At 46.3% G+C, this 25,097-nt stretch carries 18 protein-coding genes; 3 read left to right on the forward strand and 15 right to left on the reverse strand.

From position 1 onward, the window contains the following. The first annotated feature begins 71 nt into the window (after positions 1 to 71). Positions 72 to 440: a helix-turn-helix domain-containing protein gene (locus MH215_RS11130; RefSeq protein WP_056694267.1), complete on the forward strand. Its 369-nt coding sequence runs from the start codon at positions 72 to 74 to the stop codon at positions 438 to 440. A gap of 110 nt (positions 441 to 550) precedes the next feature. Here the strand turns inward: MH215_RS11130 and MH215_RS11135 are convergent, their stop codons facing one another. The 4 genes from MH215_RS11135 to MH215_RS11150 form a co-directional block, all read right to left on the reverse strand. Next, the gene (locus MH215_RS11135) at positions 551 to 706 is read right to left on the reverse strand and encodes a hypothetical protein (protein ID WP_156395379.1); all 156 of its coding nucleotides are present in this window, start codon (positions 704 to 706) and stop codon (positions 551 to 553) included. A 364-nt stretch (positions 707 to 1,070) separates the two neighbouring features. After that, positions 1,071 to 5,669 carry a glutamate synthase large subunit gene (gene gltB, locus MH215_RS11140; protein ID WP_239290224.1) on the reverse strand — a complete coding sequence of 1,533 codons (4,599 nt, stop codon included), beginning with the start codon at positions 5,667 to 5,669 and terminating at the stop codon, positions 1,071 to 1,073. Between the two features lie 653 nt (positions 5,670 to 6,322). Further along, the gene (locus MH215_RS11145; RefSeq protein WP_239290225.1) at positions 6,323 to 8,605 is read right to left on the reverse strand and encodes a YhgE/Pip domain-containing protein; all 2,283 of its coding nucleotides are present in this window, start codon (positions 8,603 to 8,605) and stop codon (positions 6,323 to 6,325) included. A gap of 164 nt (positions 8,606 to 8,769) precedes the next feature. Continuing rightward, a complete protein-coding gene (locus MH215_RS11150; RefSeq protein WP_145051265.1) occupies positions 8,770 to 9,351 on the reverse strand; it encodes a TetR/AcrR family transcriptional regulator in 582 nt (193 codons plus the stop codon). 369 nt (positions 9,352 to 9,720) lie between these two features. On the opposite strand from MH215_RS11150, the gene MH215_RS11155 reads away from it, so the two are divergent. Further along, positions 9,721 to 10,941 carry an MGDG synthase family glycosyltransferase gene (locus tag MH215_RS11155; RefSeq protein ID WP_056694259.1) on the forward strand — a complete coding sequence of 407 codons (1,221 nt, stop codon included), beginning with the start codon at positions 9,721 to 9,723 and terminating at the stop codon, positions 10,939 to 10,941. A 361-nt stretch (positions 10,942 to 11,302) separates the two neighbouring features. On the opposite strand, the gene MH215_RS11160 is transcribed toward MH215_RS11155, so the two are convergent. Together MH215_RS11160 and thpR are read right to left on the reverse strand one after the other, a co-directional pair. Next, the gene (locus tag MH215_RS11160; protein WP_239290226.1) at positions 11,303 to 12,160 is read right to left on the reverse strand and encodes a cell wall hydrolase; all 858 of its coding nucleotides are present in this window, start codon (positions 12,158 to 12,160) and stop codon (positions 11,303 to 11,305) included. Between the two features lie 125 nt (positions 12,161 to 12,285). Next, positions 12,286 to 12,906: an RNA 2',3'-cyclic phosphodiesterase gene (gene thpR / locus MH215_RS11165; protein ID WP_239290227.1), complete on the reverse strand. Its 621-nt coding sequence runs from the start codon at positions 12,904 to 12,906 to the stop codon at positions 12,286 to 12,288. A gap of 224 nt (positions 12,907 to 13,130) precedes the next feature. Here thpR and MH215_RS11170 point away from each other — a divergent pair, with 224 nt between their 5' ends. Next, a complete protein-coding gene (locus MH215_RS11170; RefSeq protein ID WP_239290228.1) occupies positions 13,131 to 14,087 on the forward strand; it encodes a D-2-hydroxyacid dehydrogenase in 957 nt (318 codons plus the stop codon). Positions 14,088 to 14,259: 172 nt separating this feature from the next. Here the strand turns inward: MH215_RS11170 and MH215_RS11175 are convergent, their stop codons facing one another. The 9 genes from MH215_RS11175 to MH215_RS11215 all read right to left on the reverse strand — a co-directional run bounded on the left by MH215_RS11175 (position 14,260) and on the right by MH215_RS11215 (position 24,865). Continuing rightward, positions 14,260 to 15,150, reverse strand: coding sequence for a TRM11 family SAM-dependent methyltransferase (locus tag MH215_RS11175; protein WP_481857433.1), 891 nt, complete (start codon positions 15,148 to 15,150; stop codon positions 14,260 to 14,262). Positions 15,151 to 15,312: 162 nt separating this feature from the next. Beyond that, the gene (locus MH215_RS11180) at positions 15,313 to 17,025 is read right to left on the reverse strand and encodes a methyl-accepting chemotaxis protein (protein WP_239290230.1); all 1,713 of its coding nucleotides are present in this window, start codon (positions 17,023 to 17,025) and stop codon (positions 15,313 to 15,315) included. A 326-nt stretch (positions 17,026 to 17,351) separates the two neighbouring features. After that, on the reverse strand, positions 17,352 to 18,362 hold the full coding sequence (locus tag MH215_RS11185) for an MsnO8 family LLM class oxidoreductase (protein ID WP_239290232.1): 1,011 nt from the start codon (positions 18,360 to 18,362) through the stop codon (positions 17,352 to 17,354). 41 nt (positions 18,363 to 18,403) lie between these two features. After that, positions 18,404 to 19,819: a deoxyguanosinetriphosphate triphosphohydrolase family protein gene (locus MH215_RS11190; RefSeq protein WP_239290233.1), complete on the reverse strand. Its 1,416-nt coding sequence runs from the start codon at positions 19,817 to 19,819 to the stop codon at positions 18,404 to 18,406. A 298-nt stretch (positions 19,820 to 20,117) separates the two neighbouring features. Then, a complete protein-coding gene (locus MH215_RS11195) occupies positions 20,118 to 20,894 on the reverse strand; it encodes an ABC transporter permease (protein ID WP_239290234.1) in 777 nt (258 codons plus the stop codon). A gap of 12 nt (positions 20,895 to 20,906) precedes the next feature. Further along, the gene (locus MH215_RS11200) at positions 20,907 to 21,683 is read right to left on the reverse strand and encodes an ABC transporter ATP-binding protein (protein WP_239290235.1); all 777 of its coding nucleotides are present in this window, start codon (positions 21,681 to 21,683) and stop codon (positions 20,907 to 20,909) included. Positions 21,684 to 21,710: 27 nt separating this feature from the next. Beyond that, positions 21,711 to 22,736, reverse strand: coding sequence for an ABC transporter substrate-binding protein (locus tag MH215_RS11205; protein ID WP_239290236.1), 1,026 nt, complete (start codon positions 22,734 to 22,736; stop codon positions 21,711 to 21,713). Positions 22,737 to 22,769: 33 nt separating this feature from the next. Then, complete coding sequence (locus MH215_RS11210; protein ID WP_239290237.1) at positions 22,770 to 24,236, reverse strand: aryl-sulfate sulfotransferase; 1,467 nt, start codon at positions 24,234 to 24,236, stop codon at positions 22,770 to 22,772. 86 nt (positions 24,237 to 24,322) lie between these two features. Continuing rightward, positions 24,323 to 24,865 carry a MarR family winged helix-turn-helix transcriptional regulator gene (locus MH215_RS11215; RefSeq protein ID WP_239290238.1) on the reverse strand — a complete coding sequence of 181 codons (543 nt, stop codon included), beginning with the start codon at positions 24,863 to 24,865 and terminating at the stop codon, positions 24,323 to 24,325. Positions 24,866 to 25,097 lie beyond the last annotated feature (232 nt).

Genomic DNA, 25,097 nt, shown 5'->3' on the forward strand with positions numbered 1-25,097 from the left:
TGCCCTGATCAAAAAATAGCTCAGGATTGTTTCGATATATATTTGACATGGCGTTCAGGGGGAAATGGCTTATGAACTACGGGAATCGCATTGCTGAATTAAGGGAACAGCGGGGACTTACTCAAGAAGAACTTGCGAGCTCCATCCATATTACCCGGGCTGCACTCTCCCATTATGAGAAGAATCGACGCAAACCGGATTTTGAAGTATTAACAAGGCTTGCAGACATTTTTGGCGTATCCATTGATTATCTCATTGGTCGTACGAAGCAGAGTGATATGGTAATGGATGAGGACGTTCGGGAATTTGTTGATTCTCTTGAATTATCGGATAAGGAAGTGTTGGAACGCTTCGGCCTGATGATCGACGGTAAACCCTTGACCGAAGAAGAGGCACGTCGTTTTATTGCCTTTGTCCGTATGGAGCGTAGTATGGATTAGATGCTTAGATTTGCAAAAGAAGACCCAGCACCGAAAAAGCAATTTATCGGTTTCTGGGTTTTTTTCTTGTCTTTAGTTCCCTCCATTTCATTCATGTCTTCTAGTTCTAGTCAAGGACGTATGTTGTTGACGGAGGATATGTAATCGTTCCAACGCTCTGGGTCGATTCCGCATTGCAGTAAAACTTTTTTGATGTCCATCTCGGTTGTTTCAACGTGTTCACCTTTCGGCTTGCGATCGCCCTTGTTTGGATTTTTCATATTCATTCCGCGAACCTCTCCTATCTTAATACTTTCCCTGTGCTCCAAAACTAGCCTAATTATACTTGAGAACCCTCCTCAATGTTGTCGTCTCATGGCGATAGCGTTTTTGGTCGGGGTTCTAATTTTGTCGAAAACAAAATAGGAGCCTTATGAATGCCACACAGGCAAACATAAAGCTCCTATTAGATGTTGTTTAAAAAGGGCTATTTTGATTACGTAGCATGCCTAACGGCATGATCAGCGTCGAATATGGAATTCAGCCGAAATAAGCGAATGCTTACGAAGCTTGTTTCCCTCGGAAACAACTCAGTTGCTCACGTAGTTTGCCTACGCTCCGCTACTCCATTTCTAGCTTCATCCCGGCAAATTACCCGCCTGTGCGTGCAAGCTCACGCATGTTAGCTTCAAATGCTGCCAGCAATGCTGCCTCACCCGTCAGTCCAGTCGCTTGAATACGCTCGATCTGCTCTGTCATACGTTTGAAGTCTTTCGGGATGACACGCACGAACTGATCTACCGATTGCTGCCAATTCTCCAAGATGCGCTGACCTGCTGCACTTCCTGTATTCGCAACATGGCGTTCAATCATTCCATGCAGCTCTGCGCTCTCTGCTGAATCCTCAATACGCTCCAACAGTACCATCTCCAGGTTACAACGTTGCAAGAACGTTCCTTCTGGATCATAGATATAGGCAATACCTCCGGACATCCCTGCCGCAAAGTTACGACCTGTATCGCCCAGAACGACGACGCGTCCACCTGTCATATACTCGCAACCATGGTCGCCTACACCTTCAACGACAACTTTTGCTCCAGAGTTACGAACAGCAAACCGCTCACCCGCGATGCCGCGGATATAAGCTTCGCCACTTGTTGCTCCGTAGAGAGCCGTGTTTCCGATGATGATATTATCCTCAGCGTCGAATGTCGCTTTTGGCGAAGGCATTACAACGAGTTTACCACCGGATAGACCTTTGCCGACATAGTCATTGGAGTCCCCTTCTACCGTCAGGGTAATCCCTTTAGGAACGAAGGCTCCGAAGCTCTGTCCAGCAGATCCAACAAATTTGAATTGAATGGTATCCTCTGGCAATCCAGCGAGACCATATTTACGTGTTACTTCACTGCCCAGGATCGTACCTACGGCACGGTTCACGTTCGTAATTGGAAGCACGGCCTCTACCGGTTGACCGGATTCAATAGCTGGTCCTGCGAGCGGAAGCAATTGCTGCATATCCAGCGTCTCTTCCAAACCGTGATTCTGATACTGTGTACGATAACGTGCAGAGCCTTCTGGCATCTCAGGCACATGCAGCAATACGGACAGGTCTACACCTTTTTTCTTCCAATGATCCACTGCTTCTACAGTCTCCAGGCAGTCTGTGCGACCTACCATTTCTTGAATGGTACGGAAACCAAGGTCAGCCATGATCTCACGAACGTCCTCTGCAACAAAACGCATAAAGTTAACGACGTGTTCTGGGTCACCCATATAGTTTTTACGTAGTTCTGGATTCTGTGTCGCCACACCAACAGGACAAGTATCCATTTGGCAGACACGCATCATGATACAACCCAGAGCAACGAGTGGTGCTGTGGAGAAACCATACTCTTCCGCGCCCAGCAATGCTGCAACAACCAAGTCACGACCATTCAGCATTTTGCCGTCTGTCTCCAATACGACACGGTCACGCAGATTGTTTAGAATCAGCGTTTGGTGTGTCTCGGCAAGTCCTAGCTCCCACGGCATACCCGCATGACGGATCGAACCTTGTGGTGATGCACCAGTACCACCGTCATAACCACTCACCAGGATAATGTCGGCACGACCTTTAGCTACACCTGCTGCAATGGTACCTACGCCAACTTCCGATACCAGCTTCACGTTAATCTCGGCACGTGGATTGGCATTCTTCAAGTCATAGATGAGCTCAGCCAGATCCTCGATGGAATAAATATCGTGATGCGGTGGTGGAGAGATCAAACCTACGCCTGGTGTTGATCCACGAACCTCAGCAACCCAAGGGTAAACTTTACGTCCTGGCAATTGCCCACCTTCACCCGGTTTTGCTCCTTGCGCCATCTTGATCTGAATCTCGTCAGCATTAACCAAGTAATTCGAAGTAACACCGAAACGTCCAGATGCCACCTGTTTGATTGCACTACGACGAGAATCACCGTTGCTATCTTTAATGAAGCGAGCTGGATCTTCTCCGCCTTCACCTGTGTTCGATTTACCACCGACACGGTTCATTGCGATTGCAAGATCTTCGTGTGCTTCTTTACTGATTGATCCGAAGGACATCGCGCCCGTTTTGAAACGGCGCATAATGGATTCTACGGACTCTACTTCTTCCAGAGGAATTGCGTTACCAACTGGTTTCAGTTTCAGCATCGACCGAATGGTCAGCAATTGATCATTCTCACCTTGAACCAATTTGGAATACTTTTTGTACAATTTATAATCGCCGGTACGCACTGCATGCTGCAGGGTATGGATTGTCTGTGGATTGAACAAGTGTTCTTCTCCATCATTACGCCATTGGTAATCACCGCCGGAATCCAGCACCTTATCATTACCATCTTTTTCCGTGAAAGCACGATGATGATGCGTCAATGCTTCCGCCGCAACCTCTTCAAGTCCAATCCCCCCAATTCGGGAAGGTGTCCATGTGAAGTAACGGTCAACGAAATCAGATTGCAGACCCACAGCTTCGAAGATCTGTGCTCCACGATAAGATTGAATCGTTGAGATACCCATTTTGGACAGGATTTTAATAACGCCTTTAGTCGCGGCTTTAATGTAGTTCTTCACAGCTTTCTCATGTGAGATCCCACGCAGCAAACCTTGCTGGATCATGTCATCCAAAGTTTCGAATGCCAGATATGGGTTCACGGCACTCACGCCATACCCAAGCAGCAATGCATAGTGATGAACTTCACGGGGTTCAGCCGATTCAAGCAAAATACTAACTTTCGTTCTTGTTCCTTGACGGATCAAGTGGTGATGTAGTCCCGCAACAGCCAGCAATGCAGGAATAGCTGCATTCTCCGCATCCACGCCGCGGTCAGAGAGAATCAGAATGTTATGACCTTTGTCAATGACACGGTCTGCTGCTTCAAAGAGCAGATCCATAGCTTTGCGAAGTCCTTCTGCTCCTTCTTTGGCTGCGAAGAAGATTGGGATTGTCATGGAACGGAAGCCTGGGCGACGTACATGACGGATTTTGGCAAAGTCTTCATTAGACAATACCGGTGTATCCAGACGAATCTGACGACAGCTCTCCGGTTCAGGATTCAACAAGTTACGCTCTGGTCCAATTGTAGTTGCTGTAGACGTTACGATTTCTTCACGAATCGCATCGATTGGCGGATTGGTTACTTGTGCGAACATCTGTTTAAAGTAATTGTATAAACGCTGTGGACGATCCGAGAATACTGCGAGCGGTGCATCATAACCCATGGAACCTGTTGCTTCCATACCTGTTGATGCCATCGGCTCAAGCACTTTGCGTAATTCTTCGAACGTATATCCGTACGCAAGCTGAAGCTGAGTTACATTATCATGTTTTGGATCAGGTAGCTCCGGTGCTTCTGGCAATTCATTCAGATCCATCAAGTGCTCATCCAGCCAATCCTGGTACGGATTCTCGGCTGCAATTTGCGCTTTAACTTCCTCGTCGGAAATAATGCGTCCTTGCTCTGTATCTACTAACAGCATGCGTCCTGGACGTAAACGGTCTTTGTATAGAATTTCTTCCGGTTCAATGTCTAATACACCAACTTCGGAAGATAGGATGATTCGGTCATCCTTCGTTACATAATAACGTGCAGGACGAAGACCATTACGGTCGAGCGTTGCACCGATCTGCAAGCCGTCCGTGAACGCCATTGCTGCCGGTCCATCCCAAGGCTCCATCATCGTGCTGTGATACTCGTAGAATGCCTTTTTGGCAGGATCCATTCCCTCATCTGTGCTCCATGGCTCAGGAACCATCATCATGGCTACGTGTGGCAAAGAGCGTCCACTTAAATAGAGGAATTCAAGTGTGTTATCAAACATCGCTGTATCGGAACCGTCCGGATTAATGACCGGCTTCACTTTGGAGATATCATTACCAAAAATTTCGCTCTCGAACAAAGACTGACGAGCATGCATCCAGTTCACGTTACCACGCATCGTATTGATCTCACCGTTGTGGATCATGAAGCGATACGGGTGGGCACGTTCCCAGCTTGGGAAGGTGTTCGTACTAAAACGAGAGTGAACAAGAGCAATTGCCGATTCCACAGACTCTTCTTGTAGATCCAGATAGAACTGTCCAACTTGTTCCGTTGTCAGCATGCCTTTATATACAATTTTGCGACAAGACAAGCTTGGCAGATAGAATGATCCGCCCTCTTTCTCATCCGCAGAATAACGAATAGCAAGCTCAGCGCGTCTACGAATAACATAAAGTTTGCGCTCGAACCCAAGCTCATCCTTCACATCGGCAGATCTGCCAATGAACACCTGACGTACATATGGCTTCGCAGCCAGTGCAGAACGACCAAGCATCTCATCATACGTAGGCACATCCCGGAAACCTAGGAATGTCTGTCCTTCTTCTTCAATAATCTTCTTGAGGCTCTCCTCATGTGCGTGACGAATCTCAGCATCTTGCGAAAGGAACAGCATGCCTACGCCGTAGAATCCTCGTTCAGGTAATGCAAATCCGAGGCGTTCAGCTTCCTGTGCAAAATAGCGATGTGGGATCTGAATCAAAATTCCGGCTCCGTCGCCGGAATTTGGCTCGCTGCCCTGTCCTCCGCGGTGCTCCATATTACTGAGCATGGTCAGTGCCTGGCTAACGATATCGTGTGAAGCTTTTCCTTTAATGTTGGCAACAAAACCCATTCCGCATGCATCTTTTTCGAACTGTGGGTCATAAAGACCTTGTTTAGGAGGTAATCCGATCTGTCTCATGGAACGCAACCTTTCTATAATGAAGTATTTCGGAAAGATCAAGAACATAGGCAACAAGCAACAATGAAACGGGAGGAGCTGGCTAACTAACGAAGCCTGCTGAATAGAGGTGACAGCCATCATCTGTCATAGTTTCAAGCCTTGCGACTGAGGCAGTCGCTATTTGAAAGTGGACTGACCGAACGATTCGGTAACAGTCTAATATAACAACACGTAGCCGCTGGCACGACCACTCATTATGAAGCGACGTTTTTTTGATATAGTTCTATTATTTTAACACCGACCTAACATCAGCGCAATTTAAACTTTTTAATACCTCTGATAAGAAATGTTTTGCAGTACAGCTTTAGTGTGATGACGTTTAAATTCATCTCTTTTTCGAATAATTATACACATTTTATGATAGAGTACAACTGAATTTATCTGCTGACAAAAGAAAATCATTCCATATGGGGCGTGTGTTTCAGCCATATTTAGTCAAATGTAAAATCCTAGTAACCCTCCTTCAGCCTTCTAGCATGCATTTGTATACAGAAAGAGCCTACTGCCCATTTTAGGGCTGTAGGCTCTTTGCACTATTTGACTACTATGTTGCATAATTTTGATACTGAACTACAAACTTTATTTTTTAAAATTTCGCACTTCTCTATGCTTTATGCAGTCACAACTTGACCCGATTCGACCAATTCAACTTCCTTTTTCGGCTTTCTGCCGTTCCAGAGGAAGAAGGCAAGCGTGAGCAGGATGGAGACACCAGCGTAGATCGCCAGAATTCCAGCTTGATGCCACATCACATCAAAGTTACCGCTAGATACAACCGCCTTGAAGCCCATAATGCTGTGAGTCATTGGCAGCCAAGGACTGAATGCTTGCAACCATGATGGAATCAGCTCCACTGGGAACGTTCCTGCACTTGCCGCGAGTTGGAAGACCAACATCAAGATGACTACATATCGTCCTGGCAGATCAAGCCATGTTACGAGCGCCTGCACAATCATCATGAATGTAAGACCTGTAATGATCGTGAACAGGTAGAACAGCGGTACACTGTGTGTCTCTAATCCAAGTCCATACAACATGAAGCTTGCTACAATCACGGATTGGAAGACGCTCATCGAACCAAAGACCAGTGTACGACTGACAAATCGACTCCATCCAGATGCACCTGGCACGGATGTATCACGCATTTTCAATACAATCGTTGAGATCAGAGACCCGACAAACAATCCGATTGATAAGAAGAAAGGCGTCAATCCTGTACCGTAGTTTGGCACAACCTCTGCTTCATTCTCCGATGAGTTCACCGGTTCAGCGAACATATTCACAACATCATCGGTTTTCTTCACTTCAGACGTTTTCTGAGCAGCATCGTTCAATTTCGTTGCCAGCTCATTCGAACCGTCCTTCAACTCGGACAATCCATCGGCAAGCTTGCCTGCACCATCACCCAGTTGTTTGGAACCATCCGTTAGGGAGGAAACGCCTCCGCTTAATTTACCAACGCCCGTTTGCAAAGCGCTTGTGCCTGTTCCAAGTTGTTTAACACCACTTGCTAATTGCGCACCGCCGTTTGCAGCCTCGCTGAGCTTACCTGTAAATTGTTTTAGGCCATCTGAGAGCTTAGAACCTCCATCAGAAAGTTGGCTCGCACCTGCCAGCAATTGCTCTTGTCCGCCCACAAGCTGACCTGCACCTGCAAGCAGTTGCTTCTGACCTTCATGCAGTTGCTCTGCTCCCGTAACCAGTTGTTGGTTACCTTCATGCAATTGACCTGCACCCTGTGCCAGCTTCTGCTCACTTTCATGCAGCTGCGCACTACCATCGGCAACCGCCTGACTTGCTGCGAGCAGTTTCTGCACATCAGCGCTTTCGGCTAGCTCTGGATTTGCGGCAGCAAGCTGCTTCAATCCATCGGCAACGCCTTTAGCCCCATCTGCAACCTGGCCACTTCCGTCGACAGCCGACTGCAATCCTGTAGCTAAAGTACCACTACCTTGAACCGCACTTTGCAGACCCTCTGACAATTTAGCGCTACCTTGTTCGGAGGCTTGCAGCCCTGTTTGCAGCTTACTTGTACCATCCAGCGACGTTTGCAGACCAGCTGACAGCTTGTCGCTACCCTCTTTCAACTGATCAGCTCCGCTCTGAAGCTGTGTTCCGGCTGCGGTTTGAAGCTGCTGTAGACCAGAAACCAAGCTTGAAGTACCTGTTTCCAGCTTCGTAGCTCCTGTATGAAGCGCATTGACACCATCAGTCAAAGGTGAAAGCCCTTCTTGTAGTTCAATTGTTCCTGATGCAAGCTTAGCCAAATTATCTTTGAGCTTCACAGCACCATCATCCAGCTTGCCTGCACCGGTATTCAGCTCGCCAGCACCGTCTCCGGCTTCAGCAAGTCCGTCAGACACCTCAGAGAACTTATCAAGCAATGTCTCCGCATACGCCTCTGTCACTTTAGCTGATACTTTCGCCTTCAGATCCTTGATCGCCGTCTTACCAATCTGAGCACCTACGAAGCTATAGTTACCATTAGGTTCATAGATGAGGTCCGCGGGTTTAGGTTGATCATCCAGCAATGTGGTAGCCTGAGATGAGAAATTTTCAGGAATCGTAATTTGCATGTAATACTTATCGTCCTTCATACCTTGCTGTGCTTGAGCACTATTCACAAATTCCCATTTAAAATCTGCATTTTTCTTCAACTCATCAACGAGATCTTCCCCAACATGCAAGGACTTCCCTTCCAGCTCAGCCCCTTTATCGAGGTTGACTACTGCGACAGGCATCTGATCCACATGACCATATGGGTCCCAATAGGCCGCTAGGTAGATACCACTATACAGAATCGGAATAAACATAATGGCGATAACGGGGATCAATACCTTCGGGTTTCTCACGGCCGATCCCACATCCTTGAAAAACACGGATAAAGATTTCATGTCATTTCTCCCCTTGTCTCTGCTAATCAGCAGGAATTCCTTGTAATGTAAACATTTGATGTGAAAAAGTAAATTTCTGAAATAACGTATGACCATTTTCCTCAAACGGTCAATTTAGGGCAAAAAAACAACCTGTCTTCCGACAAGCCTCACCGTCGTACCATTTAAGTAACAACAGCAATTCCTTCCATTAAGAAAAGGCGAAAGTAGCTTTTGATCTGTTCCTTGCTAAGTGGCTCATGTTGCTTATTCCAATCCGACGTCAGGGCAATGTATAATCGAATCATCATAAATGACACAACCTGTGGATCGCAGTCGCGAATTTCGCCTGAAGCCTTGGCCTTCTCTAGCTCACGTGTCAGAAAGTCCGAAATGACCTTTTCCACTTTATCCAGACCTTCTTTGGCCTGAAGTGTACCGAAATCCTTTAACTCTTGAGCAAGTTTCACCAACAGATCGTGATCCCGTCTGAATTCCAACAATGAGTCCAGGACACGGAACAGATTCTCAAAAAACGCACTTTCCTGATGAACTTCACGATGAGCAATGTTCTTCATCTCCTGGATGACGTCCACCAAAATCTGATCAAACAACTGCTCCTTATTCGTAAAAAACGTGTAAATCGTTCCTTTGCCCACATTCGCAATTTTGGCTACCTGATCCATCGTGGTCGCCTTATATCCGAACATGGCGAACGATTGCGCTGCCGCTTGTATCACTTGCTGTCTCCGGTCAATCGGAGCCATCATATCTCCTCCTTTATTCCATGATCGTCCTTTAGGGAGTGACCAAAAATACATTTCGGTCATTCGGTCAAAAATTACAATACCACCTTTGAAAAATGATTGCAACCCTAAATATAAAAAATTGTGTTAATATTTTTTAACCGAAATGCAGTGGAAACTACGTGGAGCGTCGTCTATAGTGTATGATGATTCCATCAACGTGAATGAATCGGAAGTTATATGTCTCAGAACTCTTAATCTTGTGTAATTATCTAACGAATAAAAAAACATGATTTTCCGCCTCGTTGTATATTCTTGTAGTATCGCAACGTTCCGGCAAAATCTACTTACAATTGATTTGAATTTAAATTTATGAATAAAGGTGAACTCATGCGAAAACCAAGAGTGCTCTTATTATCAGAAGGTTTCGGCACCGGTCACACCCAAGCCGCCCATGCACTGGCAAGCGGAATCAAGAAAGTAAGCCCGCATATCCACAGTCGAGTGATTGAGCTCGGTAAATTTTTGAATCCAACGGTAGCCCCGTTAATTTTCTCTGCATACCGCAAAACATTATCTGTGCAGCCCAAACTTGTCAGTTTGTTATATCGCACGCAATATAACAAATCACTGAACGGTTTTACGAAATTAGCGCTACACCGTATTTTCTATACGCAAACGGCACAGGTCGTGGCTCAATTGAAGCCAGATGCCGTAATCTGTACCCACCCATTTCCGAATGCGGTTATTTCTAGGCTTAAACGCCAAGGACTTGATGTTCCTTTATATACCGTGGTTACCGATTACGATGTCCATGGGACGTGGATCAATCCAGAGGTCAACAAATATCTGGTCTCTACTCCACAAGTAAAAGCATTGCTAGAGATTAGAGGGGTCGAACCGTCCCGTATTCAAATTACAGGCATTCCAGTTCATCCCGACTTCTGGGAGGCAGGAGACAAAGCCACGTTAAGACAGGAGTCTGGGCTTAAAGATATGCCGACAGCTTTGCTGATGGGTGGAGGCTGGGGACTTTCTTTTGACGAAGAACATATGAAGGCATTAACCTCCTGGGCAGACCGTGTGCAGCTCCTCTTCTGTCTTGGAAGCAATGAAAAGATGATAGCCAAAATGAAAGAAATGCCTTGCTTCCAGCATCCGAACATTCGGATCTATGGGTACACCCGTGAAGTCAGCAAGCTGATGGATGTTTCCGATGTGCTAATCACGAAGCCTGGTGGCATGACATGTACGGAGGCACTGGCGAAAGGATTGCCTATGCTGTTTGTTCCTCCGCTTCCGGGGCAAGAGGAAGAAAATTGTGAATACTTCGTACAAGCCGGATATGGGCAGGTCATTCATTCAGCAGAGGTCATTTCGAAACGATTTGGGGAATTATGTGATCAGCATTCTGCTCAGACATCGGCCGAGGAACAGCCAAATACGGCTAAACTTACCAAGTCCAAATCGACTTACGATCCTACATGCTGCGCACAGGCTGTCCACGACTTATTATTTCCGACGACTACGGAACTTACAAACGCTCCTAAAGAGCGTTTTACAGCCGGGATTACTGCCACGCCGCTGTCAGGTACCAGAATCCCATTCTAACCCCTCTAGACCCCTTTAGATTCGTTCTACGAGGGTCATACTGAGGATAAGACGAGTTATATGATGTCATTTGACCTCATCAAGCCTATTTCTCTCGAATAACATCATACAAAAAAGGTTCCCTCCACAAGTTGGAAGGAACCTTTTTTATTTCGATAATTTTATCGTATGATTTTCCATATAAAAGGGTAATTTAAAAGTAATGATCTTTCGAAAACCACGAAATAAACCTGCACAATCCGGCTATTTTTGGTCACCAGTGAAGCTCACATAGTTAACTAGCCTGCCTGTTTGCAGAATTATTGGCACAATTAGTACCCTTTTGAACCGACCTTTGATTTCTTAACACATCCAGCTTGTTTTACTTGTAAAATGTATGATGACCGATTGTTTTTACCTTTTTCTGTGAACGAGCCACTGTCAGATCATCCGCAAGCGTCAATGATAAGAAATAATACGTATCATCGGCTACTTCCTTCTTCCCGTTCAATGCTGCATTCACGGCCTTAATGCTGTCCTCATTTGGAACAACGCGTTTCAAACGTCCATTAGCTACAGGACTAAACTGAGATTTCTGATAAATCACTTTGTAAATGGAGTCGGGAAAATTGGCTGACCGCAGCCGGTTTAAGACAACATTAGCAACTGCCACTTTGCCTTCGTACGGTTCACCTTCCGCCTCTGCCATGACAATTTTTTGCAGCAGAAGCACATCTTTATCAGACACACTGCATGACCAGGTAGCGAGCTTCGAGTCCGCCTGGTTCAGAAGTTTGGTCCGCGTAAAGTAAAGTTTTTTGGGGGGAGTTGTAAGTGCAGCTGCTGCTTTGGCTTTCTCGATCTTCGCCAATTTCACTGCTGCTTCTTTCTTAGCTTGAGCTGCCGCCGCTGCTCTTGCCTTATTTTTGGCTCTAGCCTCTGCTAGTTCTTGCTCTTCCTGAGCAGAAACAAGCCAATTTTTGGCCGGAAGCGTATTAATCCAGTCTGCACTCGAAGCAGACGTATCGTTAGACAGACTTGTCCCATCTTGCAGCATTCGCCTATCCTCGTTTGAAGAAACTGCTCCATTATTCACAGACGCTGCGAGCTCAGTCATCTGCTTACTATCACCATCCTCATTCCACTTCCCAGTCGCCTGGACTACATTAACCCCCACTATACACACAAGCAGCACAGATAACATCGGTGCTACCCAACGATTCTTGCTTATAATATCCATTCGAAGATTCCTCCTAGTCGCAACAATTCCCTAATCTAAGTAACCCAAAAAAAAGAATTTGAATAACGTTGGCTAATATTACATAGGGAACAACGTAATGTCAATGTGATTATATGGGATATAGATCATTTTCCGGAAAAAGAAAACGTCTCCACAATCTCATACATCGGGCTACGCCCAAGCCTCGTCACATAAAGTACAAAATCCTCCACATTCCATGAAAGTGTTCCAGTAGAATGTTCTGGAAGCACCTCAATTATTCCTTTATTTTCATTTCCAGGGACAGCTCCCAGGAACTTTCTAGCGATTGTAATATGAGGTCGATAGGGTCTCAACTCCGCTTTATATCCCAGCTCTGATGTCGCTTCTACTATTCTCTTCTGCAACAGATTCAAACGATCCATCTCTCCGCTAACACCTTTCCACAGCACTTTTGGTGTCTGCTCCAGTCCGAATGTACCCCAATCGGTAATCTGCAACGAAAAGGATTGAACTTCTGCACTGACTTCACGAAGTGCCTTCCGAAGATGACCCATGTTACTTACAAGTGTATCTCCCAGAAATTGCAAAGTGATATGATAATCTTTGTGGTGAGTCCACTTGCGAAAATCGAGTTTACTCTGCGCAAGCCTTGCATCCATTTGCAACGTTTCCTGAATGGGATCAGGAAGGCGAATGGCTGTAAACAGCCTTTCTTGTTGCGAATGATGATTAACATGCGAATCATTATGGTTACGATAGTTCATCGGATACACCCCTCTAAAGTTCGTTTTATTATTTCACAGTCATACCTATTGTTTCAAGTTGGGTAAATAAATATATATATCCAACTAAAAAAATGTTGCACTGACGATTTCGATGCCAGAATGCCTTAGAGGTAGCCACCTACCCCCTTGCTCTTTCTGCACATCAACTTCAAATCTGCTACACTTGATATTACAAGTGAATAAAACTTAGGAGGCTACATATCATGGGTAAAATTGTATGTTTTCCAGCACTGTCAGAGGAACAGCAACAACGAATTTTGGACGCTGCACCTGGTTATACCTTGAACGTTGGCAAAGCCAACGACATGGACCCGACAGAGCTACAAGAAGCTGAAATCATTCTAGGCTGGTCTCCTCTTATTAAAGAACATGTACTCAAGAAGCAAGGCTCCTTGAAGTGGGTTCAGGTATGGTCTGCTGGTGTGGATAACCTGCCATTCTCGGATCTGGAACAACAGCAAATTCAAGTAACCAGTGCAAATGGAGTTCACTCTATTCCAATTACGGAAATTATTTTGGGCATGATGTTATCTCACAGCCGCTGGTTAAGACAAGCAATGCTGCACCAACAGCAACATGAGTGGAAAGCACCTGATCAGCCTCTGCCTGAATTACACGGAAAAACAGCTGTCATTGCTGGCGTAGGAGAAATCGGCAGTGAAACGGCTCGAATCCTCAAAGCGCTTGGCATGAATGTGATCGGCGTGCGCCGCTCTGGTAAAGATGTCCCTAATGTTGATCGTATGTATGACATGTCCGGTTTACATAAAGCCCTGGGGCAAGGTGACTATGTCATTAACATCCTGCCGCTGACGGACGAGACCAAACATGTCTATGATGAAACTGCCTTCGCACAATTTAAACCAGGTGCCTGCTTCATCAATGTGGGACGAGGTCCTAGTGTGAAAACCGATGCGCTTCTAGATGCTCTAAATAGCGGACATCTCGCCTTTGCCGGTCTGGATGTATTTGAGGAGGAACCTCTCCCTTCAGAACACCCTCTGTGGGGAATGGACAATGTATTAATTACACCACATATTGCGGGGAGCACAGAAGCATATAAGGATCGCGCACTCGATATTTTCCTAGAAAATTTAGAGGCCTACCTTGCTGGCAAATCACTCCCTCGTAATCCAGTAGATTATGATCATCAGTATTAAATCATCCAATCATTCCTATGCATAATTGTACAAATAACAAAAAACCTCCACTCCGGAATACATACTTTTCCAGGATTGGAGGTTTTCATTTTCTATCATTTTACTTTATTTTACATTATCTTTAAAAAAATTTAATATCAGCAACTGAAATAGTTTCCAGTTACACCCGAGCTTATGTGCATAACCAGATATGTCGTATAAACGTACCTTTACTCACCTTGCAGTAGTTTGTCACCTTCCAGCCTGCAGATAATAAGTGGTTCTCCACCCATTCGGTAGAGACGACTACTGCTCGTCCAGTCAATCGCCGTAAACTTGTGAGCATCGCTCGTTGCTCATCATCTGGAAGAACAGAGCATAGATTATAGGGCATGTCCAAAATGGCTGCATCATACTTACCTTGCAGATCATTCATGTCACCTAAAGTTATACATGCCGCGTCATATCCGTAAGTGGGAAGATTAACACGTGCACCTTGAACTGCGAGAGGATTCAGATCATTGCCTCTGGCCTCAATCCCCATGGACATTGCCTCAATAACAACTGTTCCCATTCCGCAGCATGGATCAAGCAATCGATGACCCTGAATCTCTGGAACCGCAATATTTACAAGCGATCTAGCCAGAGCTACACCGAATCCAGTTGAATAATTTTGCGGTTTGTTACGGCGATTCTGCCAGGAACGATCTGCTTCTGTCCACCGCCCCAAGATCCATTTTCCACCAGCATGGATTAGGCCGAAAGTCACTTTCGGTTCCTTCATCTGCGCTTTACCCTGAATGCACATCCCGACTTGTCTCTCCAGCTTGCGAGCAGATTCGTAATCTGGTGTGTCGTCTCCTTCTTTCGGACAAACGACCTTGAACGTCTCCTCCGGCAGTATCTTGATCTCTGAAGCAAATGGCAATAGCTCACTAATCGAGTCTGCCTCAGCACTCACTTCTAACCTGCCACGAATAAAGGGACTTCTTCCAGGTGGAATGTTGATTTCCGATCTGACATATGCCCCAGAGATCGAATGAATTTCTGAAGCGTGACGCAGTAGAACTTCCAGTTCAAGCATACATAACTCACGTTCATTCTCGTGGCAAGCAAAGGTGTACAGATAACTTCCTTTTGCGGAAAATTTACGATTGGATTCGTTCAAAACAGTAGCCATCCTTCATGTTTCTTCTATTATAAATGCGAGTTCAACAATCCCACTTATTCATACCTAGAAAAAGGTCTATATTTTTAATTTCTCAATGGAAGTAAGCAGGTCATCGGACAACTCCTTCAGATTCTGAATACTGCCACTAATCGTTTCCATCGAGCTAACTTGCTCTTCTGCTGATGCCGATACTTCCTCGACACTCGCCGCAGATTGTTCCGATACAGCCGAGATCTGTTGACTGAAGTCATTCATGCGTCCACTTGCTTCCTGCATGCCTTCAAGCCCATCCGTCATCGTACCAATCACCTGAACCATACCCTCAACCGACTCATTGATATTCTTAAACACACTTCCCGTTTGCAGGACTTGCTCCTGTCCACGTTCAGTCTCTTGAACGCCAGTCCTCAATTCTGAGACAACTCCTTGGGAGTCCTGCTGAATATCTTGGGTAATCGTTGTAATCTCTTCTACCGACGTCTGTACAGCCTCCGATAATTTGCGAACCTCAGCGGCTACGACCGCAAATCCTCTACCACTCTCTCCGGCACGCGCTGCCTCAATTGATGCATTCAATGCAAGCAGGTTCGTCTGACGCGCAATATCATGGATCACTTGTACGAGCTTCGTAATATCCTCATTCTTGCGATCCAACAGTTCCATCTTATCCATAGAGATCGAGACAGAACTTGCGATTTGCTTCATTTGTTGAACCGACTGCTCCATCGCCTTGCGACCATTCAGGCCCTGTTCTAACACAAGATCCGACATGATACGTAGCTGTTTCCCTTGTTCTGTATGCTGCTGAATGTGCTCATTCAATTCCTCAACCGTACGCGCAGACTGTACTGCCGTCTCCGCTTGACTCTCCGCCGCCTTCGCTGACTCTTCCATGGTGAGTGCAATTTGACTACTACCGATCTTAACCTCTTCTGAGGAAATCGCTAGTTCACTGCTCTGACGGTTCACCGCTTCTGCAACACGTCTTACATTCAGCACCATTGAAGTCAGGTTACCTTTCATGTCATTGACTGCCTTAGCCAGAACGCCGACTTCATCCTGATGTTTCGTATGTATGTCCTGAACATTCAATTGCCCTTCGGCAATCAACTTCACAGCACTAATCACGCGAAGCAGCGGTTTAACGACCTGGGAACGGATAATCGGAATGGTGATCACTGTAATCACGATCATGATCAGAACACCAATAATGATAATCATACGACCATCCTGCACGGAACGAATCGTTTGAGCCGCAGATAAGTCGGATTGATTTTGGTTGTATTCCACCAGGTAATCTAGATCAACCTGCATAGCATCAAACGAATCGGCACCCTTCTCCGATACTTCCTTCGCGAGCTGCTCTTGCCCTTCATCGCTGAGCTTGATAGATTGGGTATTGATTTTGAGATAGGCTTCCCACTTGGATTTGAAGGTATCCCAATGTTCTTTCTCCTCTGGAGCCTTTGGCTGCTGATCATATATCTTTATAGCCTGAGCCGTTTCACGAATATACTGAGTACGCTCTTCCGCCAGTCCCGTCTTGTCTGATGCCTGTGCATCGAAATGACGGTAGCTCAGCGACAAAATATGCTCTGTCGTATAATTAATTCGATTAATCTGCTGAATGGAGGGCATCCAGTTACCCGTTATTTCGTTTGTGTTGGCTTCCATCGAATTCATTCGGGTGATGATGGTCACGCTCAGAAGAATTAAACAGAGGATTAACAGATAGAACGCGATGCTGATACGCAGACCAATACTCTTGATCTTGAATCTGCTGAACATACGATTTCCCCCTCATGCCGGATTTGGCTTATTAGTGCTTGTTCAAAACAGTGGATTTTTAGGACTTTTGTCTGCTAATCAACCTTCTTTTGGCATCTTGCAAAATATCCTTTTCTATATTATATCTGTGACAAAACAGACGTAAAGTATTATAACATTCTTTTGTTATTAAGATACTTTGTTTTGTAAAATCTTGTGAATGCCGCATAGGATCTGTGACATATTTTCATCTTCATGAAGTATAAGCCTAATTTCCAAACCTTTCTACCTATAAAATCATAAAAAAACTGCAGCACACCAACATTCGTGAACTGCAGCTCTTCCTATCATTTTAGAGATTGAACCTTTTTTGGATATTCGGCGAGAAGTTTGTAAGATTCAAGTCTTCGTTCATAATCAGGGCCTGCCGTCACGATTAGCAATTGATTCGTACGCAACCGTGCGCTGACTTGGTGCATCTGCTTCCACACCTGCTCGGGGGTTCCGGCAATATGCCGATCTGATGGCTCCTCATCTGCATTAGAAGCACTCTCATCACCGTTACTCTGTGAAGAATCACCTGTCGTGCTCGCTCTGCGCCGCTCTTCCATCTGACGACTCCAGCTTCGCGCTTGCTCCTCATCCTCCGCACATAGCACACTCAAAGCCACCATCACTTCCGGCTCGGTTCGATGCGCACTAGGAACAAAACCTTCCCGGTATCGCCGCACAGCCTCCGTTCCATCCGCCTCACTCATGAATTGGCCAAATACATATCCCATACCAAAACGGGCAGCAAACTCAGCACTCTTCACATTCGTGCCGAGCATCCATACCGATAATGGATGTTCTGGAATAGGTCGTGCTTGTACCTCATGCTCCTCATAGGTGTACCGATTCTCAAGGAGTGCAGTGAGAGCTTCCAGCTTATCAGGCAACTGGGATACATGCTGTAGATAGTTACCGCTCAGCGCCATCGTAGCATGAGGCCCACCACCAGGTGCCCTTCCCAGACCCAATTCGATCCGCCCAGGATAGAGTGATGCAAGTAAGCGGAACGACTCGGCTACCTTAAGTGCGCTGTAATGCGGCAGAAGCACTGCACCCGATCCTAGTCGAATCGAGGAGGTTCTCGCTCCAATATGAGCAAGAAGCACCTCTGGGGATGCCGAAGCGAGTTCTTCCATATCATGATGCTCCGAAGTCCAGTATCGTAAATATCCCCATTCTTCGGCATGTTGAGCGAGCGTTACCGCTTGTTGCAATGCACGCTCTGCTGACACGCCGCCAAGCCTTGGAACTAAGTCAAGCACGCCCAGATGGGTTGGATGATATGTGCTCATATCCAAGCGTCTCATCCCCCTGTCCTTGTATACTTTTATGAAACAACTCCATAGCTCTAGTCGAGATCGTAAATGGAGCCAACCTTTAAGCCATATAGTTCATTGTAGATTTTCTCGGCAAAAGCATCCGTCATGCCAGCAATATAATCAATCACCATATGCTCCCAAGTCCAGATCGGATTCGCCTTCGCCTGATCTTTCTCATACCGTTGCAGCCAGTCCGACGGGATAATCGATTTGGATGTCTCTGGATCTAGAAATGCGTCCCATAGGCGTTTAATCATCCATTCACTACGCTTTTGCAACCGTTGCACACGCAGGTCACGAATCATGGTCACCCAAGCGAAGCTTTTCAGCACACTCACCGTGCGCAGCATATCGAGATCTTCCTTACCTTCTCGAACAAACGTAACCTTCTTCCAGTTCCCGTCCTCAATTACGCCTAGACTGCCTACAAACAAACTTACCCAGTACGCCTTGACCTCACGGCGAGTCCGTGAGTAATCATGCTCGCAGAACGGCATCTTCTCATTCCATACACGCAGAAATGAAGCAAGTACCTCTTCCACCTTTTGCCCAATAGCCTCGCGCGTCCAACCGTTCCAGAACAGATCTTCAAGCGTCGTAATTTTATCTACGATAAGTCGATTGATATGAGGGTCTTGCAGGAAATGCTCATGCACTTCAATTTTGCCTGCTTTGATACCATCCTCTAGATCATGCGCTGAATAGGCAATATCGTCACACAGATCCATCAGCTGCGCTTCAAGCGTCTTCTTGCCCGCCGGGATGTTCCAACGATCACGGATCTCGCGAATATACTGCCACTCGTGGTGGTACATGCCCTTCTTGCTCTCTGTCCCCGGATAAGGGTATTTATTAATCCCCAGCAGTACTGCATCAGACAGATTAAGTCCGTCGATATCCTCCCGTTTCTCCAGATACATGATGAGACGGAAGTTATGCGCATTGCCTTCAAAATGTTCATATTTACGCTTCAGTTCAGCACGTACTTCCGCTTCTGGTCTAGGTGTCTGTGCACTGCGACTCTTCTTCATAATCTTCTTCAACTCGGTGTTGATGAGATTATCCAGAATACCGTCTAATACTTCTTCCCCTTTATGTCCAAACGGTGGATGGCCAAAATCATGCGCAATCGCTGCACATTCCACCACTTCTGAATCGATAATGAGTCCAGCATTATCTGCCTGATTCCAATCCACCTCGGGAAAACGACGAAGCAGACTTCTCGCTGCCTCTCGTGCAATCTGCGCTACCTCTAGTGAATGAGTTAAACGAGTACGATAATAGTCGCCTGTTCCTGCCCCAAACACCTGGGATTTGCCTTGCAACCGACGGAAGGTTGGTGAGTGGATAAGTCTCGAATAATCCCGTTCATAGGCTGCGCGAGCCCCATCCATCTTCGTCAATTCAGGATATTGTCTATGTTCTCTCAGATCGTTCCATTGCATCTTGATCACTCCTAGCCGACTGTCTCTATTTTGAGTGATTATACACATAATCAGCGGTTTCGAAAAGCAAAACCTATCTGTCATTGTTATATCTTCTCACATCAACTTGTTACGGTCAGTCCTCTTTATCTCATTATACCCTGACCAATGATCGTTCGTGCAACCTCTCAACATATACACTGGAACATTCTCCTCCAAATAGAGTCCATATAAGAGTCCATAGAAATGAAAAAAGCGACCTCGCAAAATGTTACGTTTGCGAATCGCTCATGTGTTCATTCATACCGATCTTCCCAGTTTACCTTTTCCACGCTGGTGCATTGGATATACCGTATCTGCCTAACACCTTGCGCCCAAACCAGTTGAACACTCTGTCGGTAGTAAATCCCATGAACCCTAGGCAGATTAAGCCGACAAATATCCAGTCTGTGCGAAAGAATAAGCGCGAATTCCAGATTAAGTAACCAACACCTTCATTGGAAGCTATCATTTCCGCTCCGATGATTGCCATGTAAGATGTCCCCATAGCCAGCCTTACTCCGGTAAAAATGTACGGCGTCGTTGCTGGCACAACCACGTACAGCAATATCTGCCACTCGCTTGCTCCCATACTGCGGGCTGAACGTATTTTATCTTCTTCCACTGCAAGCACACCAGTTAATGTATTAAGAATGACAATAAAAAAGGTCGCGTACATAATCAGGGCTATCTTCGACTGTTCTCCGATTCCGAACCAGACCAGAAACAACGTAATGAACGCGATCGGTGGAATAAAGCGGATAAAATTCAGGAACGGCTCTGCAAACACACGGATGATATGTACCTGACCGATCAACAGACCAATCGGAATAGCAATTAGGCTGCCGAGTACCCATCCAATCAACACACGCTGAAAGCTGATGCCAATATACTGCACCAATGTGCCATCAGCAATCAACTCCTTGGCTCCCAGCAAGGTCGCCCATGGCCCTGGAACAACATCCGATCCGTAGATCAACGCACCTATCTGCCAAATACCGATAACCACTAACCATAATATTGGAACAGTAATCCATTTGCGTTCCAACCATTTCATAACGTACGCCCCCTATTTCTCAAAATGGCTGCCAATCCGCTCGTATAGAGCCCCCAGTTCCTCGGAGGCGATATTGCGCGGGTAGGGTAAATTCACGTCATAAATGTCCGTAATGTTGGAGGACGGTCCCACTGACATGATGCCAATTCGCTCACCGAGCAGCAACGCTTCCTGAATGTCATGGGTCACAAAAATAACCGTTTTGTTCGTCTCACGCCAGATATTGACCAATTCCTTCTGCATCGTCCTGCGCGTCATCGCGTCGAGCGCTCCAAATGGTTCATCCATTAACAGGATGGCCGGATCGTTGGCAAGCACCCGCGCGAGCTGAACACGTTGCTTCATGCCGCCCGAAAGTTCCTTCGGGAATTTGGATTCGTGACCATTCAAACCAACCATCGCGATAAACCGATCTGAGATCGCCTTTCGATCAGCCTTAGGTACATGTGCCATACGTAACCCAAACTCCACATTCTGTCTCACAGTTAACCATGGAAACAGTGAAGAATCTGCCTGTTGAAACACCATGGCTCGATCTTTCCCCGGTTTCAAGATTTCACTCGCATTGACTTTCAATTGTCCGCTTGATTTGGAAATAAAACCCGCTATCATGTTAAGCAACGTTGATTTGCCGCAACCACTTGGCCCGAGCAGGACAAAGAATTCTCCTCCCCTGATGACCAAATTCACGTCTTTGATAATGTAATGAACATCGCCAGCCGTCACATCGTTATAGCTTTTACGAAGCTGTTCGATCTCAATAGCCGATATCGTTGCAGGTGTTGACATGCAAGACCCTCCTCTGTACTAATATATCTACTTATCAAAAGTGACCTGATCTGGTAGCACCTTGCTTAACGGCTCCAACTTCAATTTACTTGCAAGATCAAAATCCTGCTGAATGATTCCATTATCGACCATATATTGCTTTTGCTTGGCAAGGCTATCAAAGGCGGCTTGAGTGAAACCAACAACCCAAGGGTTGATCGGGATATCCTTCAGGGTTGCTTCTTTGGGCTGCTTGGTTAACTTGTACTGCAAGTCAGCCACTTCTTCTGGGTGAGCCTGCGCATACTCTGAAGCTTGATTGAGCGCCTTCAGGAACCCGCTAATCATTTCAGGATTCTCCGAAATGAACGCATCACTCGCAACAAGTCCCATGCCAAGTCGCACTGAGGTTTTCGACATATCCGATAGCTGATGCACGTTGTCCAGCGCATCGAATTTGTCAGTCAATGCCGAGCCAACAACCCAGGCAGCATCTAAGTCACCTTGCTTCAGTGCGATATATGTCTCGTCAAAAGAACCCTGACCCACCTGCGTTACATCCTGCAGTGCCACTCCGTTGTCCTTCAGATACTCATCCCATAAATAGGGAATGAAGGTGCCTCTCAAAAAACTCACCTTTTTTCCTTTTAGATCGGCAGCGGCTTGAATGTCGTTACTCACGTACAATTTCCAAGACTCAGCCGCATAATCCGTTGCTTGCCCAGCCGAAGCGATGACGGAATAGTCACCTTTGGAAAGAGCGTTTAATACAGGGAAGTCCGCACCATAGGCGATATCGATCTGATTAATGAACAAGGCGTTCACACCTTCGGCAGGCGTACCGAAAATCATACTCTCAGCGTCAATACCCTGTTCCGCAAAGAATCCTTTCTCGATACCGACACGAAACGTTGGATTACTTGCCGTATCCGCAATCCTGATTTTCACTTTTTTCCCTTCAGCACTAGCATTTCCTGTCTGCGCCCCGCCCTCTTCTCCCGATGCACAACCGGAAAGTATAAGCATAGTCGTAACCAAAAGTATTATGGATGAATGAATCAATGATCTTCTCACGGTAATCACCCCTGCGTAGAATTAATGTTTATCCTATTCATTCGTATGGTCGCCTTTATCGGACTTCAAATCATGTGAGGTCGTCACGCAGGCAGCTTCTTCGACGAATGGCAGTGTTGCTATAACACTCACGACCGATTCAGCCCCTTTTGAAGCAGCTCCTGGGACACGAAAATCCTCGACACTGATCGGCTCAATCGCCGTTTCTTCTGGTCTGTCTAACTGAGGCACCCAGCTATAAGGAACACGGTAAGAACGATACACCATGTTGGTATTACGACCATTCCAATACGGCGAGATGTATTCCCAAACTAGTTCATACTCACGCGTTACCTCGAATAGACGTCCGTTCGAACCTTCCGTGATAAGTGTATTACCGTTCGCAAGCCGTTGAGCAGAGCTGATATATGGACTATAGAATTTGTATGAATCCGTTGGTACCGAAAAGCCTGCTTCTGCTGGTGTATACTGCCAGATGATCTCCAAAGTGACCGGATCAATCTCCAGTACCCTGGAATGATCACGTACCGCTGATTTCAGCCCAATCGGAGAAGCAGGATTCGGCAGACCATATCCAGCCCATCCGCCGTTGTCGAACACTAGCAGGTTACCTTCACCCGGCAGCCCTTTCGGGATAATGTGGGCATGGTGCTGACCGATAATCCATCCAATATGCTTCACTTCTGGTCGGGAGTAATCTGGCCCGAGCTGCCAGACGATGTTACCTGTGCGTTTGTCAGTAATTGCAATAATATTAGCTTCGCGTGCATCCCAGATAATATTATCCGGATGGAAACGTTCGTCCCCAGCATCATAAAAGCGGTTTGGGCCGACATACGAAGCCGAGTTGATATGCAGCCAGTCTCCCACGCCCCCTCCCAGATGACCAAAGGATCGAGAGTTGGGATCACGGAATAACACATTGCGTGCCGCTTCGTCGAAGCCTAGTTCCTCGAAATGCTCGTTTGCCGCCCATTCCCATATGATATTGCCCTGCCAATCCACTTCGAGGATCGTATCATCTAGCAACGGCTTATCTGATATGTTCGGATTATTGACGTTTTTGTGAGACAGAATGAGTGTGGTACCACTACCGATCTTCGGTACCAAACCTGGTGCATAATACCCCACCGGATTACCTTCCCGCTGATAGTCATGATGCTGTCTTGCATACCAGAGCGGCTCATAACCAGGGTCTTCAATGTGTTCATATCCGTCGTATCTCCAGACGATGTTACCGTCCCAATCCACCTGTACCAGATCCAGATTATCCTGAATACCAAACTTGGGATCTCTGCGTCCAGTGCTTCCAAGCACGTAGCCACCCGGGAATAATTTGGCCGGAAAACCGATCAATCCTTGCCACAGACGCACTTCTCTGCCGTTCATGTCGATCAGAACAACACCTTCATCCCCTGCCTGAAAGATTGTATATCCACTCCATGCTTTGTCTGGTTGAAATACCGTTGCCCCTGTCGGGTAAATAGTTGAGTGTCCCATCGTAATCCGCTCCTTTTGTGTATTAAGTAGAATTAATAGCCTATCTCTAGTTACAAAAATTCAAGTTAGCGAGTTATGCAATTCATTCAATAACTCAAATAATTTTTCTCACTGTTTCGTGCCGGCTTCTGTTCCTGATCCACAGGTGATGGAGCCTCCGCATTCTGTTCTGCCAGCCCCAGCAATGTTTCGGAGAATCCCTCCAGATTGGCAAATATCCGTTCATAGAAACGGCTCTGCTGTTCCAGCTCCTCTACCGTGAACCCTTGAAACAGAAGCGTAATACATCGATCACCGATGTTGTTGTTGCGGGCTACCATCTCCCGCCCTTTGGCGGTAATATCCAACAATACCGTGCGGCGATCATCCTCCTTACGGCGGCGTACCGTATACCCCGCGCTTTCCAGCTTGTCACTCAGTGCAGTGATTGCACCTGAGGTAAAATCCATCTGTTCTGCCAGATCGCCAAGTCGCTGCTCACCATCGCGAATGATCTTTTGTAAAATGAGCATGGCAGGTAACGTCACACCTTCCACGCTAACGCGATCCCGTTCTTTCACAAATCTGCGTACCATTTTGCGGTATAGGTCATCTACAATCGTTAGTTGCTCCCATGTTTCTTTATCCATTAGGCAGCCTTCCCTTCTGTGAACTCGGCCTCATTCCTCGTGTGGAGGCAATAAAAAAAAGGCTCCGGCACACCTTCCCCACGGGGATGATGTACTGGAGCCTTTGGTGATCCAATGAGCTCAGAAATTATTTCACTGTTCATTTAATTAGTAGTGAAGTATTATTGAAACCAATATAACCCCCTTATCCCTACCTGTCAAGTATGTTTTAAAAAAAGAGAATAGGCAATTT

This window comes from Paenibacillus sp. ACRSA, assembly GCF_022346845.1.
Lineage (GTDB): Bacteria > Bacillota > Bacilli > Paenibacillales > Paenibacillaceae > Paenibacillus.

Excerpts from the sequence above, each read along its gene's own strand:
- MH215_RS11130 (WP_056694267.1), top strand. The coding sequence starts at position 72 with ATGAACTACGGGAATCGCATTGCTGAATTAAGGGAACAGCGGGGACTT.
- MH215_RS11135 (WP_156395379.1), bottom strand. The coding sequence starts at position 706 with ATGAATATGAAAAATCCAAACAAGGGCGATCGCAAGCCGAAAGGTGAA.
- gltB (WP_239290224.1), bottom strand. The coding sequence starts at position 5,669 with ATGAGACAGATCGGATTACCTCCTAAACAAGGTCTTTATGACCCACAG.
- MH215_RS11145 (WP_239290225.1), bottom strand. The coding sequence starts at position 8,605 with ATGAAATCTTTATCCGTGTTTTTCAAGGATGTGGGATCGGCCGTGAGA.
- MH215_RS11150 (WP_145051265.1), bottom strand. The coding sequence starts at position 9,351 with ATGGCTCCGATTGACCGGAGACAGCAAGTGATACAAGCGGCAGCGCAA.
- MH215_RS11155 (WP_056694259.1), top strand. The coding sequence starts at position 9,721 with ATGCGAAAACCAAGAGTGCTCTTATTATCAGAAGGTTTCGGCACCGGT.
- MH215_RS11160 (WP_239290226.1), bottom strand. The coding sequence starts at position 12,160 with ATGGATATTATAAGCAAGAATCGTTGGGTAGCACCGATGTTATCTGTG.
- thpR (WP_239290227.1), bottom strand. The coding sequence starts at position 12,906 with ATGAACTATCGTAACCATAATGATTCGCATGTTAATCATCATTCGCAA.
- MH215_RS11170 (WP_239290228.1), top strand. The coding sequence starts at position 13,131 with ATGGGTAAAATTGTATGTTTTCCAGCACTGTCAGAGGAACAGCAACAA.
- MH215_RS11175 (WP_481857433.1), bottom strand. The coding sequence starts at position 15,150 with ATGCTTGAACTGGAAGTTCTACTGCGTCACGCTTCAGAAATTCATTCG.
- MH215_RS11180 (WP_239290230.1), bottom strand. The coding sequence starts at position 17,025 with ATGTTCAGCAGATTCAAGATCAAGAGTATTGGTCTGCGTATCAGCATC.
- MH215_RS11185 (WP_239290232.1), bottom strand. The coding sequence starts at position 18,362 with ATGAGACGCTTGGATATGAGCACATATCATCCAACCCATCTGGGCGTG.
- MH215_RS11190 (WP_239290233.1), bottom strand. The coding sequence starts at position 19,819 with ATGCAATGGAACGATCTGAGAGAACATAGACAATATCCTGAATTGACG.
- MH215_RS11195 (WP_239290234.1), bottom strand. The coding sequence starts at position 20,894 with ATGAAATGGTTGGAACGCAAATGGATTACTGTTCCAATATTATGGTTA.
- MH215_RS11200 (WP_239290235.1), bottom strand. The coding sequence starts at position 21,683 with ATGTCAACACCTGCAACGATATCGGCTATTGAGATCGAACAGCTTCGT.
- MH215_RS11210 (WP_239290237.1), bottom strand. The coding sequence starts at position 24,236 with ATGGGACACTCAACTATTTACCCGACAGGGGCAACGGTATTTCAACCA.
- MH215_RS11215 (WP_239290238.1), bottom strand. The coding sequence starts at position 24,865 with ATGGATAAAGAAACATGGGAGCAACTAACGATTGTAGATGACCTATAC.